This window comes from Bacillus cereus group sp. BcHK124, from assembly GCF_027712065.1.
In the GTDB taxonomy this organism is placed as follows: Bacteria; Bacillota; Bacilli; order Bacillales; family Bacillaceae_G; genus Bacillus_A; species Bacillus_A pacificus.
The window spans coordinates 280,538-298,595 of record NZ_JAQFPJ010000006.1 but is presented as its reverse complement, the minus strand read 5'-3'; the positions used below and the strand labels follow the sequence as shown (position 1 = coordinate 298,595).

Sequence of the window (18,058 nt, the reverse complement as noted above, 5' to 3'; positions counted from 1 at the left end):
CATATTCAGTCTATTGGAGAAGTGAAAACAAGCCAACAACTACCAAGAAATAAAAAACCATCCAATCCAAGAGTTACCTTTGATGGTCGTCACTGGTGGATTAGTGTAGGGTTCCAAGAAGACTTTGAATCACAAGAACTAACGAATGAGTCGATTGGTGTGGATGTTGGTTTAAAAGAACTTTTTGTAGCTTCTAATGGTATGAAAGAACGAAATATAAACAAAGATGCTAAAGTTAAAAAACTTTTGAGAAGGAAAAAGTCAGCGCAAAGAGATATGTCTAGGAGATTTAAAAAAGGTGTAAAAATTCAATCTGCCGGATATGAAAAAGCGAAAGCGGAGCACCTGCGGTTATCTAGGAAAATTACGAATATCCGAAATAACCATGTCCATCAAGCAACAGCTAAATTGGTGAAAACCAAACCAATGAGGATTGTTGTGGAAGACTTATCTATCTCAAACCTGTTAAAAAACAAAAAACTATCGAAAGCATTTTCCTTTCAAAAATTACACTTCTTCTTTCAATGTTTATCATACAAGTGCGAGAAGTATGGCATTGCGTATGTAAAAGCTGATAAATGGTTCGCCTCAAGCAAGATTTGCTCATGTTGCGGCGTAAAATACGACCATTCAGTTCAACCAGAAGGACAGTGGAGTTTAAAAATACGTGAGTGGTGTTGTGCTTCATGCAATAGCTATCACGATCGGGATGTAAATGCTGCGATAAATTTATCAAGATGGGTAAAATAAATGCTTGATAATAGGAGGTAACGATACTGCCTCGTGTGGAGTGTTATACCCCTCGTCCCTTCGGGGTTGCGAGAACACTTTGAAGCACTAACTTGTGTAAATTTGATTGAATTGTATAGATTTAGTTAAGTTTATCGTATCGGAGATTGAACAGAGTTATGGGGACAGAAAAAGAAATTAGTTCCGCTAAATTAATATGGAAGATGACGCGCCCGCATACGTTAACTGCGACGTTTTCTCCTGTAATTTTAGGGACAGTGGCATCACTTTATGTTGCCAAAATTGATTGGCTGTTATTTATTGCGATGATGGTTGCATGTTTAGCATTGCAAATCGCAACGAATTTATTTAATGAGTACTATGATTTCAAACGTGGATTAGATACAGCTGATTCTGTTGGAATTGGTGGCGGAATTGTCCGTCATGGATTGAAACCAAAAAATGTTTTAACAGTCGCACTTTTATTGTACGTAGTAGCAGCACTTATTGGCATTTATATTTGTATGAATAGTAGCTGGTGGTTAGTCGTCATTGGTTTAATTGGGATGGCAGTTGGTTATTTATATACAGGTGGTCCATTACCAATTGCGTACACTCCGTTTGGAGAATTAGTTTCTGGATTATTGATGGGGACATGCTTTGTACTCATCGCTTTCTTTATTCAAACGAATACGATAACGACTGAAAGTGTATTAATTTCCATTCCAATTGGAATTTTAGTCGGTGCAATCAACATGTCAAATAACATCCGAGATATCGAAGAAGATATTAAAGGTGGAAGAAAGACATTAGTAATCCTCCTTGGGAGAGAAAAAGCAATAGTAACACTAGCGGTAGCCTTTTTCGTTGCTTATTTCTGGATTGCCGTAATTGTATTAATGGGTTATATAAGCCCTTGGGCATTAGTGATGTTCCTAGGTTTGAGAAAGCCAATCTCCGCCATTCAAAGTTTCCAAAAAGGAGCAAAGGATCCAGGGTATATGCGCATCGCCATGAAATCAACAGCGATGACAAATACGATTTTTGGCTTTTTATTATCAGCAGGATTATTAATTAGTTACTTATTTTAAATAAAAACCCCCAATTTCTCAATTTTAATTTAGAGAGATTGGGGGTTTTATTTTGACTTTGCTTCATGTTAAAAACAGTTTCATTTGAAATGAAAATACCAATACATTGCAACTTCATCATTTGTCTTATCCAAACCTTTATAAACAAGAAAATCAAATCCACCAATTACAAATCCACATTTTTCATAAAATTTACATGCTGCGACATTATTATTTTGCGTTTCAAGCATGATACCCGGCATATTGTCTTTCTTTGCCCATTTCTTTGCTTGATCAACTAATCTTTTACCAACCCCGAGTGTACGATATTTTTTATCCACTGTTATATCTTCTATGTAAGCATAGTGATTCCAATTCTTTTTCAATACTATGAAACCAATGGTTTGGTTATGTAACAGTGCTATGTAAATTACTTGATTAGGATTATTAATATATTCATTGTACGCGAGTTCTTCATTATCATTTTGATTTTGTAAATAACTTTTTTCATAACGCGGAACGTCTTCTACTGTATATTCTATGCGTTTATCTACCTTTGAAAGAGAAAGAATTAACCGAGCATTTACTATAAAACTATCATCAATCTCCGGGAAACTATCTAAATCATTTGTTTCTAACTCCCTAATTAAAAGGCTCATCGTGATACCTCCAAATCATATTATTTCTTCTGATTCTTTATGTAATTCAAATTCATTCCAATTACAAAATTATAATAGAATTTCAATAGTAAGGCCATCATTACAAGCTCTTCCTAAAAGTATTAAATTTTATAAAGAGAAAGGGTATGAATTTGGAATATATAGTGATGAGGGGCATTTTCGTTTAAACTTCCAGAAAGATCAACGTCTATAGTATAAGCTTATTTCTTTTAAAAAGTGTTTTTATTACTAAATCAATAATTAAGACAAAAGTCAATTTACTATTTTATCCCGCTTTAATGGGCAGTAAGACCCCCACCTCAAAATTCAGCGAAAGCAAAGAAGTTAGGTGGTGGATCAACTGCCCATAAAAGTCCGATTGGTGAGGGCTAATAATCAGTGGGGGATGAAGAAAACCCCCACTGATTAAAGTTTCACTTTATAAAGAAATCGGCTCTTTCGTTTATGTATTACGTTACAAGAGCTTTCTTACTTTCTCCGGAATGCCCCCTTTAGAAATCTATGCAACAGAGCCTTTATTGTAAGAGTATCTTGTTGGGGATAACCAAAAAACGTATATCGCAATATAAAAATGTACTTTAATATTAAAGGTTACCATACAACAATCCCAATAAATTCTTCTCAATAATTGAAAATAAAATCAATCCAGATTATTATATTGTTATTGTAAATTTATTTTATTGAAGGAGGATACATAGATGAAAAGCTCAAAAGGCTCTATTGAATCAGAGATAAGCAAAGCAATTACGCACTGGGAGAAGGACTACTTAGGACGCGGGTCTATATCTGTTAAGACAGACATATTACGAGATATGATTATCGTAAATTTACAAGGTATTTTAACACCGGCTGAATATACTGTTTGCGAAACGAAAGATGGTATGCTAACGATAAAGAAAAATCGTTCGGAGCTAGTTGAATCTGGAATTGACGATTTGAAAGAGATCATACTAGAATTAACTGGAGAGAAAGTGAAAAGTTTTCATACGGATATAAGCTCTCGTACAGGTGAACGAGTAATGATTTTTAAATTGTTTCATAATCTTGAGGAAAAGTTTTAAAAATTAAAACCACCGTAGGGCTAGTGGGAGATAATTAAGAAACCTAAAAGTTTTGCACTTTATTTACATTTATTAACATGATGATAATTAAAAACTTGAAGTTATTTACGTATAATAAATCTTAAAAACTGATAAAAAAATTGACAAACTGCTTAATATGGTTTATCTTATAATTGTTTTAAAAATTAATAGATGCTTATTTTAACTGTTTGCTATAATTAAGGCTTTAGCATTTTTTTAATATGTAATATTGACTAAATGAAAAAGTTTCTTAATGAAAAGATGGCGCATAACATAAATTGATATATTGATTGTATAATCTAGGAGATCAGAAATATACTTTTCTTTTTAATAGGAGTAATACATACATTCTTTTATAAAATGGGAGCTCTTCAAAAAACTTTATTGAAGTTAGTTGAAGGGAAACCGACAATCTCCATAATTCAATGATGATATAAAATCATTGAATTATGGAAGTTGTCGGTTTTTTTTATGGGAAAAAACGATGTACTAAAAAGAGTGAATGAAAATTGAAATTAAAAAAATTATCGTAATGAAAAGGAATTCTTACAGTTTATTTTCGTTTAGAAGGGAGTATTTACATGTTAATTTCGCTAAGTTCATCAACATTGTTAACATTATTTTTTATGGCGCTTAGTGCTTCTTGGCTAAGTGGATTATTGTTTTTACATGCAAGGATACCTTTACGTTTTGTTCATATCCATATTGGTATCGCTGCATTGCCTTCATTGGTTTCTTTACTCGCACTTGTTAATCACAATGGAGATAGCGTTGTAGGGCCTTGGCATTTAGATACTTTAGCTTGGTTCATGGCTTTCTTTGTTCTTACAATTGGTTTAATCATTCAACGTTTTTCTATACGTTACTTACTGGGGGATCGCTCATATCGAAAATACTTTGCACTTTTTACATTTACTACAGGTGTATCTTCAGTCGCATGGTTAAGTAATGATCTTCGTTTCATGATTATTTGTTGGGGAGCAACTCTTATAGGATTGGTTTTACTCATAGGTCTAAATAAAGGATGGAAAGTAGTTAGTGAAGCAACAAAAATCTCTGGCTATTTATTTACAATAAGCTGGATCGCCTTGCTAGCAGCTATCATTTGGCTTTTTCAAATCACTGGACAGTGGCAGTTAACATCAGTTGTAACGAATGAAAATGTAGCTCAATTCGGAACATTGGAAAAAACAGGAATTAACTTATTGATTATAGTAGCTGTGATGATTCCGGCAGCACAATGGCCTTTTCAAAGATGGTTAATTGAATCAGCTGTTGCGCCAACTCCTGTTTCTGCTATTATGCATGCGGGTTTAGTAAATGCTGGCGGTATCATGTTAACTAGATTTTCGCCACTTTTTCATGATGATATTGCACAAATCATTTTACTCATTTTCTCTAGTATTTCTGTCTTAATAGGTACAGGAATTAGTTTAGTCCAAGTTGATTATAAACGTCAGCTAGTAGGATCCACTATTGCACAAATGGGATTTATGCTGATTCAATGCGCATTAGGGTCCTATTTAGCAGCTGTTATTCATTTAATTTTACACGGTTTATTTAAAGCCACACTGTTTTTACAAGCTGGTTCTTCCGTACAACGTTTTGAGGGAGTGAAGCAATCTAATGAAAAGATGTCCAATTTATGGATGATAGTCGGACGTGTTTTCGGATTATTTATAGCACTTACTTTCTGGTTTATGACTTCTGGAGAGGGGTATCAATTCGTTAGTGCGTTCATCTTAGGTTGGTCATTATACGTTTCATGGAAACAGCTTGTTGTTTTTGGAGAGGGAAGAATGGGAAGAATTGCTGGCTTAATTGTTTTGAGTGGATTTTCTCTCATTTACTTTACCGTTCATAACTCTCTTTATAAATGGTTGCATACTGACATGTATCAAAATGTTCAACCTTCAGCTTCAGCCGTTATTTTTGTTATAAGTCTCTTATTATTTGGTAGTGTTATTAGTACTCTCGTTACTCGTAATCAATCTTCTACAATATTTGCTGTAATGTACCTTTGGTTCGTTCGAGTAGGTGAGGCGAGACGAAAGTCAGTAGAAAGTCATCCGAGCTATCTGAAACATTATGTATCAAAAGGAGGTAATCAGTGATGAGCGTATCGTCAATCGTAACGAAAGAAACTTTAAAAAAGAAAGAGACAAACATTGAAGTACAAGAAAATAATATGAATGATTTAGTTAAATCTGCTAGCCGAGTGATTGCACCACTTTGGCCGATTGCTACATTTGCAGCTCATCACCCTTGGATGGGGCTTGAAAAACAATCATTTGAACAAGTTGCAGATTGGTTAAAAGAAATTCGTAATGTGGATATATATCCGAGTGCTTCTATGATTCATTCGGCAAAGGCAAAAGGGGAGATTGAGGAATCATTTTTACAAAGTGGCTTGTCTCGTTGGCTTGATTCACAATCTTTTCATATTCCGCGAGAGAAAGCGGAGCGTTTTTGCCAAGAAGCTTTAAAGTTAGAAAGATTACCTTCTAGTTTGTTATCATCGCCAGAAGTAAATAAACTGGCAGAAGAAATGAGCTATATAAATACAAGAAGTATGAAAGACTCTTCTATGCAACCTGTAAGTACACTTATAGAGAATCAAAAGGGTGAAAATCTATCTGATATTCTTAATTATCACATCATTAAATGGTGTAAATTATATTTGGATGACTCCGGGGCAAGCTGGACGATGCCAAACCGAGAGAAAGGCTTGTATCGTGCATGGCACCACCTTATTACATTTGATCCAGCGCTCAGTAAAAATGAGCGTAAAGTTTTAAAAGATTGGCCACAAGATGCCCAGGGAGCTTTAACAAAAGCATTATCTGAACTAGGAATTTCTGAATCTAACAAGCAAGCTTACCTTGAAGGTCACTTGCTTGCTTTGCCTGGATGGGCAGGAATGATACGATGGCGTTCCCAACAATCAATTCAGGAACAGGAACTTATGATTGAATATTTAGCAGTCCGAATTTCTATGGAGCTAGCCATTGTAAAACCTTATTTACCTATAAAAAATCAAAAGATTGAGAAAAAAGTTGAGGTTGTCCCACTTATAGCTTCTTGGATCTATTGGGGGGATATTTCAATAGAGGAATGGTTACAAATGTCTGCCACTGAACAAAGTGAATTATTAGCATTTTCCTATCGTTTTGATGAAAATATTCGCAGGAAACTTTGGCTGGAAGCTTGGGAACAGACGCATGCTGAGCAATTAAGGGAGAAGATCGCTTCTAAACAACGTGCAACGAATGATAAAAAACATGTATTAGCTCAATTAGCGTTCTGTATTGATGTACGTTCAGAACCTTTTCGTCGCCACCTAGAAAAATTAGGTCCGTTCGAAACGTTTGGAATAGCCGGTTTCTTCGGGTTACCAATTGCGACTAGTGAATTAGGTAGTAATGACAGTCATCCTTCTTTGCCAGTTATATTAAAACCGAAACATCAAATAAAAGAACTCACGGATGAAAAGGAATTTAAAAATTATAAACAACGCAAGAAGATAGACAGCTCAGTAAGTTATACGTTTAAGACGATGAAACAAAATGTATTGACAAGTATGTTACTACCTGAGGTAAGTGGCCCTTTACTTGGTTTACAAATGGTGACAAGAAGTTTTGTGCCAAGAAGAGTAGGCAGTTTCATTCGTAACCTTCGTAAAACGATGTTACAAAAGCCGGATACAACATTCTCACTTAATCATGTTCATGATACAAAATGTGAGATACCGATCGGTTTTACGAAGGAAGAAAAAGTGAACTATGTGCGTCAAGCTTTAAAAATGGTGGGATTGACAGAAAAATTCGCGCCTTTAGTTGTAATGTGCGGACATAGTAGTCAAAGTACGAATAACCCTTATGCTGCAGCGCTTGAGTGTGGTGCTTGTGGCGGAGCAGCAGGAGGATTCAATGCAAGAGTTTTTGCTACTTTATGTAATCTTCCAGAAGTAAGAGAGGCGTTGTCTGCTGAAGGCATTAAAATTCCTGAGGACACCATTTTTGCAGCAGCTGAACATAAAACGACCGTGGATGAATTGGAATGGATTTACGTCCCAGAACTTTCGGAAGCTGCGCAAGAAGCATTTGATTGTATTGAGTCGATTATGCCAAATGTGAGCCAAGAGGCAAATAGAGAGCGTTTAACGCAATTACCTAATTTTAAAATGAAAATAAAAAATCCGAGTAAAGAGGCACACCGATTTGCAGAAGATTGGAGTGAAATACGTCCGGAATGGGGATTAGCTCGTAATGCATCTTTTATTATCGGGCAGCGTGAATTGACTCAAGATTGTGACTTAGAAGGTAGAGCTTTCCTTCATAATTATGATTGGAAACAGGATGAAAGTGGCGATATATTAGCTAACATCATAGCGGGACCAGGAACAGTAGCGCAGTGGATCAATCTCCAATATTACGCTTCAACTGTAGCCCCTCATTATTATGGTAGTGGAAACAAAACAACACAAACCGTCACGGCAGGTCTCGGTGTTATGCAAGGAAATGCAAGTGATTTGTTGCCAGGTTTACCTTGGCAATCCGTTATGCAGTCAGATCGTGAGACGTATCATTCACCACTTCGTTTACTAATTGTAATTCAAGCGCCTACTAAATATATAGAACGTTTGCTAAATAATGATTTCACATTTCGAGAAAAAGTTCAAAATGGTTGGGTTAGACTTGCAAGTGTTGATCCAGAGGGACGCTGGAAAAACTGGTAACAATCATGTAATGAATCATTGTTACTAGTTTAAAAGTTTCATAAATATAATCATGAAGAAGGAGTGCTATATATGAATTCGAAGAATAAAAAGGTTTTATTGTTAACAGACATGGAACAAGGAATAGAGCCTATCATACAACAAGTAACTAACATTCAAAGAGAAAATATGTTGACTATACACAGCTGCGATTCTGTAATTGTACATCCTTTTGGAGATATAATGAGGTCTATTATTATTGCTATTTATGAAGAAAATGTGGAAGAAATTTTTGTTGTCGGAATAGAGGATAAAGAAACTAATGTAGTTAATCTACAAATTCAACGTGATTCCATAAAAAATAACAAGGAACTAGACTATCTCTTTGAAAATTGTATGCCTGAATTTTCAAGTGGCAGCCTTGAGGAATGGCTAAGTGGAAAAGAAAATGTTAGTGAAAATATTGAGAAGAGTATAGATATGATTTGTCATCATCCACTTGTACCGTCTGATGTTAAAGTTCATGGTTTCAAGATTGATAGAACAGGGGGAAAAGAAACGGTTGTTAAAGTTTCTACTAATAAAGTAGTGAAACGAATGCATTCTTACGTGTAAGTTATCGATAGATAAGCAACTTTTATTTAGTGGATATTGTAATATGTTAAATATTTGGACTTGTGTCTTTTACAAAGAGCAAAAGAAATCTTCTATAAATGAGGATCTTTTGCTTTTTTTGTTTGAATTTTTAATGTGTTTTATAGGAGGTACCTAATATGTACATAATAAAAATATATAACTTTTTGCATGAAATTTTAAATGCGGATTAGCAGGCGAAAATAAAGTTAATCGTAAAATAGAAAGGTATGTTGTGATTTATTTTAAGATTATTACTAAAAAGAATGGAGATTCTTTAATTATGAGAATAAAACAGTTAAAACCTAAAGTGATATGGAAAAAAAGAATGTTGCTAACTATTTGTATTGTTTTCGGATTGCTTATTGCGGGGGTTGTTTTTTGGAATGTTTCACCTATTCCGAAAGCGTTTCTCATAAAAAAAGCATTTGAAGGTGGAATGTTTGTTCAATCTAATAATTATAAAAACGCTCTAAAAGAGACACGGATTGTTAAAGATATCAATTATAATTCTAAATTTCCTGATGGTACATTAGACATTATTTATCCCAAAAATCTTACGGGAAAAACATCTGTTATTTTTTGGGTACATGGGGGTGGATTTGTAGGTGGAGATAAATCAGACATTACTGGTTATGCAGTAGAATTAGCTGCTCGTGGTTATACAGTGATAAATATAAATTATGCTCTTGCTCCTAAAAGAAAGTATCCTACACCAGTACTACAACTTGGTGAGGCTTACGAATATATAAAAGAAAATGCAAAGAAATATAATGTAAAACTAGATGACCTGTATTTTGCAGGAGATTCTGCTGGAGCGCAAATATCTGGACAATTCGTTACTATTCAAACATCTCCAGATTATGCGAAGTTAACCGGAATTGACGCTGTTGTTGCTCCTTCTACAATTAAAGGTATACTTCTATTTTGCGGTCCGTATAATATGCCTGCATTAGCTAAAATGGAAACATCCAAAGAAGTACAAGACTTTATGCGTACTACTGGTTGGGCTTACTTTGGGAAAAAGAAGTTTGAAACATTACCTGAAATAGAAATCGCCTCTATTTATAAACACGTTACAAAAGATTACCCACCAACGTTCATCACAGATGGAAATACTGCATCATTTGAAGATCAAGCTAAAGCATTAGCTTCTACTTTACAAAATAAAGGAGTACCTGTAGATACACTTTTCTTTGATAAAAATATCTCTGGCGAGTTAGCGCATGAATTTCAATTTAAAATGAACACGCCAGCAGGTCAAGAAGCTTTTAACCAAGTTCTTAAATTTCTAAATGAAAATAAATAATATATCTACTATTAACTTTGTATAAGCTTAGTTTAATACCAAATATGAGCGGACAAAAATATTGTACTAATAATCTAATGGTAGCAAGATAATTTTGATAAGAAGTATATAGTAAGAATGATTTGGAGATACAGATGGGGATATAACTATTTTATTTAGGACGGTGCACTTAAAATGGATTTACAGAAAGGGAAATTATATTGGAACACAACTTTTTCTAATACACCTTCTTACCCCCGTTTGGAAGAAGATATAAAATGTGACGTACTCATAATAGGAGCAGGAAGTTCGGGTGCTCAATCCGCATACTATTTGAGTGAATCAGATTTAAATATTGTTATCGTTGATAAAAGAAAGGTAGGACATGGAAGTAACCTTACAAATACAGCACTTATTCAATATTTAGGTGATAAGATGTTTTTTGAACTTGTAAATACATTTGGAGAAGAGTATGCAGTTAAGCATATGAAATTATGTGAACAAGCTATTAATGATATTGAATATGCTGATCAAAACTTGCCTTATTGCTCTAACTTTAAACGACGGGACAGTTTATATTATGCAAGTTATGAAGAGGATATAAAGAAATTAGAAAAGGAACTGTATTATTTACATAAGCATGATTTTAAAGCGGCTTGGTTATCAGAAAAACAAATTGGACAGAGATATCCATTTAAAAAACGTGCAGCTATTTATACGTATAATGATGGTGAAATAAACCCTTATAAATTTACACATAGTTTATTAGAACAAGCCTCTAATAAAGGAGTTCACATTTATGAAGATACAGAGATTGTTGGCAAAAAGTTAGAGAAAGAATGTGCTATCTTTTATACAAAGGGAGGCAATTCTATTACTGCCGATAAAGTAATTGTGGCTGCAGGATATGAAGGATTGGAATTTAAAAAGGAAAAGAACGCTACACTGATTAGCTCATATGCAATTGTTACTAATCCTGTAGAAGATTTATCTTCTTGGTATAAACGTACTCTCATTTGGGAAACTGCGAGACCATATATTTATATGAGAACTACTGCAGATAACAGGATTATTATAGGTGGGTTAGATGAAGATACAAACATTGCTCAAGAAAGAGATTCAAAATTAATCCATAAAAAAGAGAAATTAGTGAATGAATTTAATAAGCTCTTTCCAAATATAACAGTTGAACCTGAATTTTATTTAAGTGCTTTTTATGGTGGTACTCATGATGGTTTACCTATAATTGGAATGTATGAAGAATTTCCAAATTGTCACTTTATCTATGCGTATGGAGATAATGGATTAGTATATAGTATGGTACTTTCTAAAATTGTTCGAGATGTAATTATTAGCGGTTCAAGTCCAGATTTGAATTTATATTTACAAACTAGACCAAAACTAAATGAATAAGCTGCATGTATACAAAATTATAGTAGTAAGGAGCTTATTTAGGTTTCCGTTATAAAAACCGCTATTTTAAATGTATTAGTTTAATGTGATTATTTATTATGTTTATGAATGCTTAAATAAAGCATTCATAAACAATATTATTTGTTAAACCCATTCATCTTACTAAGTTCTGTTATTTGTATAAGCCACTCTTTTTTTAGGTAGGGTAGAGTTGCTTGGATATGATGATATTCCCATTCTTCCTCAATGGCGGGATAAAGATTAAATAAGTATTTTTCTTCATCATTTGTTATACTTGCTTTAGGATTGCCAGTAAGTTTAAAATAAATGTCGCACCATCCACTATAGTTTGTTAACATGAATAAAAAATTAGGACATTTAAATTCGATGAGGTATATTTCTTTCTCTAATTGAATATCTGATAGTAATTCCCTTGCAGTCTCAAAAGTAGGCTTCTTTTGGTAACCATTGCATGAATGCCATGCCCAAATGGGGAAATCTATAATGAAGTCAATGCCTTTCTGTTTCATATGTCTTACAATGTATTTATATGCTGTGCAATCTTCTTTACTAACAAAAATAGGATCGGCTATAAGCTTACCTTCATTCAAAAGTGTATTTATAGCATTTTGGTTTTGAAAAGTCCATAGGATTGTTGAATCCATAGATGTATTTAAGTTTGATTGTTTATCAAATTGTTTTTTCATCTTTCGCTCCATTTTTTTTTATTTTGCAGAATTAAGAATAAATATGACAAATCGGACAATAAAAAATACCCATGCTAGATACAATTGTAACTGCTTATTTAAAGTAACAGCAAGGAATAACCTTTGTATATAGAGTGTACAATACATGCAAAACAGGATTAAAGAAGATTTTAAATATAATATGAAATAGTACAAAATAAGAAGTTTATATATCTTATATATAAACTATTAATTGAAGTTTGTAATTACGCATTATAGTTAGTATACTAACTATATAATTAGTGTGCTAACTATATTGGAGGTTATATGAATAATTTAGGCTATTTATTACACAAGGTAAGTATAATGACGAAAACAGAATTATCAAATCAATTAAGAGAATATAAAATAACAGCTCAGCAATGGTCTGTGTTAAAGGATATATCTCTTTATCCAAATGGAACCACCCCGGCTATGATTGCTGAAAGGCTCTTAGCAGACCGTCCAACAGTAACCGGAATTATACAAAGATTATTGCAAAAAGAATGGATTCTTATAAAACATAATCCTAAAGATAAACGGTCACATTTAATATTTTTAACAGATGAAACTAAGGGATTAATACAGGAGATAGAAAATGTAAGCGATGAAGTTATAAAAAATGCTACAGCTAGTATTCCTAAAGAGGAAGTAGAAAATACAGTTCGAGTTTTGCAAAGTATGATTCAAAATTTACAAAAAAATAAAGGGTGATTAAAATGATTTTAGTAACAGGTGCTACAGGGAATGTAGGAAAAGAGGTTGTAAAATGCCTAATAAAAAGAAATGCTACTTTCAAAGTCACAACGCGCAGTAGAGAAACTGAAGGAGTGTATTTTGATTTTGAAAACCCTTCATCTGTAAAGGCAGCTTTAAAAGGTGTTACTAAAGTCTTTCTAATAAGACCGCCACATCTAGCTGATGCAAAAAAGTATTTCCAGCCTGTTGTAGATGCCGCAAAAGAAATAGGTATAAAACACATTGTATTTTTATCTTTATTAGGTGTAGAAAAAAATCCGATAGTACCTCATGCTAAAATTGAAGCTATCATAAAGGCTTCTGGGATCCCTTACACATTCCTAAGACCGAGTTTTTTTATGCAAAATCTATTATCACAACATGGTGATGAATTAAGAAATGAAAAAATAATTGAAGTACCTGCTGGTAAAGGGGAAACAAGTTTTATAGATGTACGGGATATTGGAGAAGTTGCAGCTAAAATATTAACCGAAGAGGGACATGAATTTAAAGCTTATTCTTTAACGGGAAATGAGGCATTAACATATTATGAAGTTGCTGCTATTATTTCAAAAATAATAAATAAAGAAATTACTTATACAAATCCAAGTATATTTAAATTTAGAAAAAGAATGATTCAAAAGGGACTTAACAGTGACTTTATTTGGGTTATGATTGGAATATATACAACTGCAAAATTAGGGTTAGCTAAAAAAGTCACATCAGATTTATCGAATTTACTAGATAGAAGTCCAATAACTATGGAAACGTTTGTTTATGATTACAAAGAATTATTAATATAATAATGCAAAAGCAAAAAAGAGGATTATTCACATAAAGAATCTATTATGTTTTAAGAGTAAGAAAGGATAGCCATGCAAAATAAAATTATTGTTATGTTTCAAAAAGATTTTCGCTTATATGATAACCCAGCTCTATTTGAGGCTGTTCAGTCCGGGGAGGTTCTTCCGGTATATGTACAAGATGAAACTTTTTCAATAGGAAGTGCGGCAAAGTGGTGGTTACACCATGCTATAATAGATGTCCAAAAGCAACTTAAGGCATTGGGCTCTACTTTAATAATCCGCAAAGGAAATACACAGGAAGAAATACTTTCTCTCATCAAACAATTAGATATAACGGCTGTATATTGGAATAGTTGTTATGATCCAGACAGATTACAATCTAATCAAAAAATGAAAATGATATTAGAAAATAAAGGTATTATTTGTAAGGAATTTAATTCGCATTTATTATTAGAACCGTGGATTATAAAAAAGAAGGATAACACTGAATATAAGGTGTTTACGCCTTTTTACAATGCATTTCAAAAGCAGGTAATACCTAAACCTATTAACAGAGTGCAGAGTATAAAGTGGGGAAACTCTTTACCAGCAAGCTTATCTGTTTCAGAATTACACTTGTTGCCGACTATACCGTGGACATCTCATATGGAAGAAATATGGGATCCGACAGAAGAAGGGGCATATAAAACATTCAAGAAATTTTTCTCTAGCAAATTAGTCTCTTATAGTGAAGGAAGAGATTTTCCAGATCAAAATGTCCATTCGATGTTGGCACCGTATCTTTCATTTGGTCAAATATCAGTAAAGCTAATGTTTCATTACTTAATAAATAAAAGTATCGAAAGACAATGTAGTCTTTTTGAAAAACAAGTTAATAGCTTTATACGTCAATTCATTTGGCGAGAGTTTTCTTATTATTTACTATACCATTATCCATTTACAGTATATAAACCTCTTAATAAGAGCTTTGAACATTTTCCGTGGAATAAGGAAGAGGAGTTATTAAGAGTATGGCAGAAGGGTGAAACTGGTTATCCGTTTATTGATGCGGGAATGCGGGAGCTTTGGCAAACAGGCTTTATGCATAATCGGGCAAGAATGGCTGTAGCCTCTTTTCTTGTAAAGCATTTGTTAATTCCGTGGCAAGAAGGTGCAAAATGGTTTATGGATACACTACTAGATGCTGATATTGCAAATAATACAATGGGATGGCAATGGGTTGCTGGAAGTGGAGCAGATGCATCACCGTATTTTCGTATTTTTAACCCCATCACACAAGGAGAAAAGTTTGATAAAAATGGAGAGTATATAAGAAGATGGGTACCAGAATTAAGAGATATCCCAAACAAATATATACATAAACCTTGGGAAGCACCTGAGCATATTTTACAAAAATCCAATATAAAACTTGGGAATACATATCCTTATCCGATTGTTGATCATAAGGCAGCACGAGAGAGAGCCCTTTGTGCATATAAAAGTATGAAAGAATTTATATAAAATACACGAGTCAATATGAATTTGATATGTAAAAGTTATAATGTCTATTTGCGTATTAAAGTTGTATTCATTGAAAGAGTATACGAATCATATAGAGTTTCTAAAACCTTCTATTAAAAAGGAGAATGTTTATGAAAAAATCTAGTATTATAGTATTTTTACTAACATATGGTTTGTTTTATGTTTCTAGTGTTTTATTCCCTATTGATCGTACTTGGTATGATGCGTTAGAAAAGCCGTCTTGGACACCTCCTGGTATGACAATCGGAATGATATGGGCTGTATTATTTGGACTTATTGCATTATCAGTAGCAATTATTTACAACAACTATGGATTTAAGCCAAAAACATTTTGGTTTTTATTCCTTTTAAATTATATATTCAATCAAGCGTTCAGCTATTTTCAATTTAGCCAAAAGAATTTGTTTTTAGCAACAATAGATTGTTTACTAGTCGCTATTACTACGTTGCTTCTCATAGCGGTTTCTTCCAATTTATCTAAAGTATCGACATGGTTGCTAATTCCATATTTTTTATGGACTGCATTTGCTACATATTTATCTTGGACCATTTATAGTATAAATTAAAGGCGTAAATAAAAACTTGAGCATAATAAAAATGCTCGAGTTTTTATGTGTGTTAATGATAATCCGAAATATGGAATATATACATCTTATGGAGGTCATCTTTGTGAAGAAATGGATAAAAATTACGCTGTACTCTTTACTAGCTATTTTAATTATAGGAAGTATTACTTTTTTGACTTGGTCTCAGTTTACTTATAAACCGACGCAAGAGGCTTTGTCGTTAGTAGATGATAAAAAAGATGAAGATAATATCGTTTTTGGAGCGAAAGATGCGAAAGTAGGGGTTATTTTTTATCAAGGAGCTAAAGTAGAAGCTGAGGCTTATAGTTATTTAGGAGAAGCTCTTGCAAAAGATGGACATTTTGTAGTAATGCCTAAATTACCATTAAACTTAGCGATACTTGGAATCAATGAGGTAGATAGTGTAATTGAAAAGTATCCGGAAGTTCAAAAATGGTATGTTGCGGGGCATTCAATGGGCGGAGCTATGATTTCTAAGTATGCCTTTCAACATGAAGAAAAGGTAGAAGGGATTATTTTCTTAGGTTCGTATCCTGCAGATGACTTCTCTACTAAGTCGATTCCAATGTTATCAATTTACGGGGAAGTAGATGCTTTAGCAACTGTAGAAAAAATAGAAAACAATAAAAAGTTCATGTCAAAGAATACAACTATGCACATGATAAAAGGTGGAAACCATGCTCATTTTGGCATGTATGGTGAACAAAAAGGTGATAATGCGAGTTTAATTACGCCAAAAGCACAACGAGATGAAACAGTGAAAGTAATAGAAGAGTGGCTATTGAAACAATGATAATAGGTTTAATAAATCGATGGTGATTATAAAAAAAGATTCTTACTATGTAAGAGTCTTTTTTTAGTAATTGCTAGCATTTTTGATGTATATCCAGATCTTCAATGGATCAATTCGTATGAAATAACCTTATTTGGGTATAAATATTAAAAAATTGAAGGAGTTTAATATGAAAAAAATGATAGCGGTTTTGTTTACTTGTAGCTTTCTTTTACTAGGTGTACAAGGGATGGTAGAAGCAGCGGATTCTTCAAAAGAGATTTCCTATATAGAAAACAATGCAAGTAAAATCTTTGAAAATCCAAAAGTTTTTTATAGTAAGGTTAAAAATCATACGTATCGTTCTTTCTATGTTCCTTTTCATGAGGCTGAACATCATATACAGAAAACAGTTCTATATAAAGATTTACAATCGACTATGGAATCCGAAATAGGACCGTTTGTAAGTAGAATGGCTGGCAAAGAAAAATCACTTAACATTAATCCTAATAGACAAATTTACTTAATAGCATCATGGACAGAAACGGAAAAAAATTTCCGGGTAAAATATCTTATCGCTGATGCTGAAACAAAGACTACTCTTTGGACTGGAGAAGATAAAGGAATGAAAAAAATAAGCCGATAAAAAATCAGCTTATTTTTTTATTTGTTTACTATCTTCAATTGCTCTCTTATTTTCTCTGGAATATCCTTTTCTGCAATAATATCGTAAGAATAAACATATTTTCCTTTTACATGAATCTTTAAGTAAGTTTTTCTAATAAAATCATTAGGGGTGTTCGTTCCCACTTTATATTCTTTCTCATTGCTTAATTCATCAACACTTTTTAGTGAGTAAATAGCCCGGCCTTTATAATGATAATCTGGAACGCCATAACCTTGCGCAATGGCGTATGCATTTTTTTCTTCAGCAATCGGATTAAATCTGTCTAAATCCCCGCGTAATATGAAAGGTAGTAAGTATATAGGAAGGCCTATTCCTAGTATGCAAATTATAAATCTCTTCATGGTCATTTCTTCTCTTGTTAAATTACTTATTTTTAAGTATAGGAAAAAATTCTTATGAATTTAGAAGTGAATTTCTTAAGTTTTTCTTAAATAGGTGTTTAAAGGAGAGATAACAGTGTATGGTTATTCTTTCGTGCAAATCGTGTTATTTTTTATTTATATCTTCGCGGCTTTTATGAAAAATACAACATTTCTAGATAAGATTAGACCTTCTTATATAGTAGAAAATGTTTTTTGTGAATTAATTATGAATATATTTTATTTTAAA

At 33.1% G+C, this 18,058-nt stretch carries 17 protein-coding genes and 1 pseudogene; 15 read left to right on the top strand and 3 right to left on the bottom strand.

Annotated features, from left to right (window positions below; translation table 11 throughout):
• On the top strand, positions 1-750 hold a 750-nt coding region (locus tag PDK19_RS13045; RefSeq protein ID WP_270707253.1), incomplete at its 5' end, for an RNA-guided endonuclease InsQ/TnpB family protein.
• A gap of 158 nt (positions 751-908) precedes the next feature.
• On the top strand, positions 909-1,820 hold the full coding sequence (gene menA / locus PDK19_RS13040; protein WP_000536382.1) for a 1,4-dihydroxy-2-naphthoate polyprenyltransferase: 912 nt from the start codon (positions 909-911) through the stop codon (positions 1,818-1,820).
• Positions 1,821-1,900: 80 nt separating this feature from the next.
• Here menA and satA read toward each other — a convergent pair whose 3' ends face one another.
• A complete protein-coding gene (gene satA, locus PDK19_RS13035) occupies positions 1,901-2,458 on the bottom strand; it encodes a streptothricin N-acetyltransferase SatA (RefSeq protein WP_074615702.1) in 558 nt (185 codons plus the stop codon).
• A 97-nt stretch (positions 2,459-2,555) separates the two neighbouring features.
• On the opposite strand from satA, the pseudogene PDK19_RS13030 reads away from it, so the two are divergent.
• From PDK19_RS13030 to PDK19_RS13000, 7 genes and pseudogenes are all read left to right on the top strand, one after another.
• A pseudogene (locus PDK19_RS13030) lies at positions 2,556-2,672 on the top strand (polysaccharide deacetylase family protein); the annotation flags it as partial.
• Between the two features lie 505 nt (positions 2,673-3,177).
• Positions 3,178-3,540: a DUF2294 domain-containing protein gene (locus PDK19_RS13025; RefSeq protein WP_016717920.1), complete on the top strand. Its 363-nt coding sequence runs from the start codon at positions 3,178-3,180 to the stop codon at positions 3,538-3,540.
• 602 nt (positions 3,541-4,142) lie between these two features.
• Positions 4,143-5,675, top strand: a complete 1,533-nt coding sequence (locus tag PDK19_RS13020; protein ID WP_074615699.1) for an NADH dehydrogenase subunit 5 — start codon at positions 4,143-4,145, stop codon at positions 5,673-5,675.
• Positions 5,675-8,299, top strand: coding sequence for a DUF2309 domain-containing protein (locus tag PDK19_RS13015; protein ID WP_061661302.1), 2,625 nt, complete (start codon positions 5,675-5,677; stop codon positions 8,297-8,299). Before PDK19_RS13020 ends, PDK19_RS13015 begins: the two co-directional genes overlap by 1 nt.
• Positions 8,300-8,371: 72 nt before the next feature.
• A complete protein-coding gene (locus PDK19_RS13010) occupies positions 8,372-8,893 on the top strand; it encodes a hypothetical protein (RefSeq protein WP_001086262.1) in 522 nt (173 codons plus the stop codon).
• 301 nt (positions 8,894-9,194) lie between these two features.
• A complete protein-coding gene (locus tag PDK19_RS13005) occupies positions 9,195-10,220 on the top strand; it encodes an alpha/beta hydrolase (RefSeq protein WP_001220682.1) in 1,026 nt (341 codons plus the stop codon).
• Between the two features lie 174 nt (positions 10,221-10,394).
• A complete protein-coding gene (locus PDK19_RS13000; protein ID WP_074615748.1) occupies positions 10,395-11,612 on the top strand; it encodes an NAD(P)/FAD-dependent oxidoreductase in 1,218 nt (405 codons plus the stop codon).
• A gap of 137 nt (positions 11,613-11,749) precedes the next feature.
• Here PDK19_RS13000 and PDK19_RS12995 read toward each other — a convergent pair whose 3' ends face one another.
• Positions 11,750-12,319 carry a DUF3841 domain-containing protein gene (locus PDK19_RS12995; protein ID WP_074568210.1) on the bottom strand — a complete coding sequence of 190 codons (570 nt, stop codon included), beginning with the start codon at positions 12,317-12,319 and terminating at the stop codon, positions 11,750-11,752.
• 306 nt (positions 12,320-12,625) lie between these two features.
• On the opposite strand from PDK19_RS12995, the gene PDK19_RS12990 reads away from it, so the two are divergent.
• From PDK19_RS12990 to PDK19_RS12965, 6 genes are all read left to right on the top strand, one after another.
• The gene (locus tag PDK19_RS12990; RefSeq protein ID WP_074614830.1) at positions 12,626-13,051 is read left to right on the top strand and encodes a MarR family winged helix-turn-helix transcriptional regulator; all 426 of its coding nucleotides are present in this window, start codon (positions 12,626-12,628) and stop codon (positions 13,049-13,051) included.
• Positions 13,052-13,056: 5 nt separating this feature from the next.
• A complete protein-coding gene (locus PDK19_RS12985) occupies positions 13,057-13,878 on the top strand; it encodes an SDR family oxidoreductase (RefSeq protein WP_080495735.1) in 822 nt (273 codons plus the stop codon).
• 72 nt (positions 13,879-13,950) lie between these two features.
• On the top strand, positions 13,951-15,381 hold the full coding sequence (locus PDK19_RS12980) for a cryptochrome/photolyase family protein (RefSeq protein ID WP_074614831.1): 1,431 nt from the start codon (positions 13,951-13,953) through the stop codon (positions 15,379-15,381).
• Positions 15,382-15,512: 131 nt separating this feature from the next.
• Positions 15,513-15,968, top strand: coding sequence for a TspO/MBR family protein (locus PDK19_RS12975; protein ID WP_000749742.1), 456 nt, complete (start codon positions 15,513-15,515; stop codon positions 15,966-15,968).
• A 103-nt stretch (positions 15,969-16,071) separates the two neighbouring features.
• Complete coding sequence (locus PDK19_RS12970; protein ID WP_049112807.1) at positions 16,072-16,782, top strand: alpha/beta hydrolase; 711 nt, start codon at positions 16,072-16,074, stop codon at positions 16,780-16,782.
• 169 nt (positions 16,783-16,951) lie between these two features.
• Positions 16,952-17,407, top strand: a complete 456-nt coding sequence (locus tag PDK19_RS12965) for a hypothetical protein (protein ID WP_000738168.1) — start codon at positions 16,952-16,954, stop codon at positions 17,405-17,407.
• Between the two features lie 17 nt (positions 17,408-17,424).
• Here PDK19_RS12965 and PDK19_RS12960 read toward each other — a convergent pair whose 3' ends face one another.
• The gene (locus PDK19_RS12960; RefSeq protein ID WP_270707251.1) at positions 17,425-17,790 is read right to left on the bottom strand and encodes a YxeA family protein; all 366 of its coding nucleotides are present in this window, start codon (positions 17,788-17,790) and stop codon (positions 17,425-17,427) included.
• Positions 17,791-18,058 lie beyond the last annotated feature (268 nt).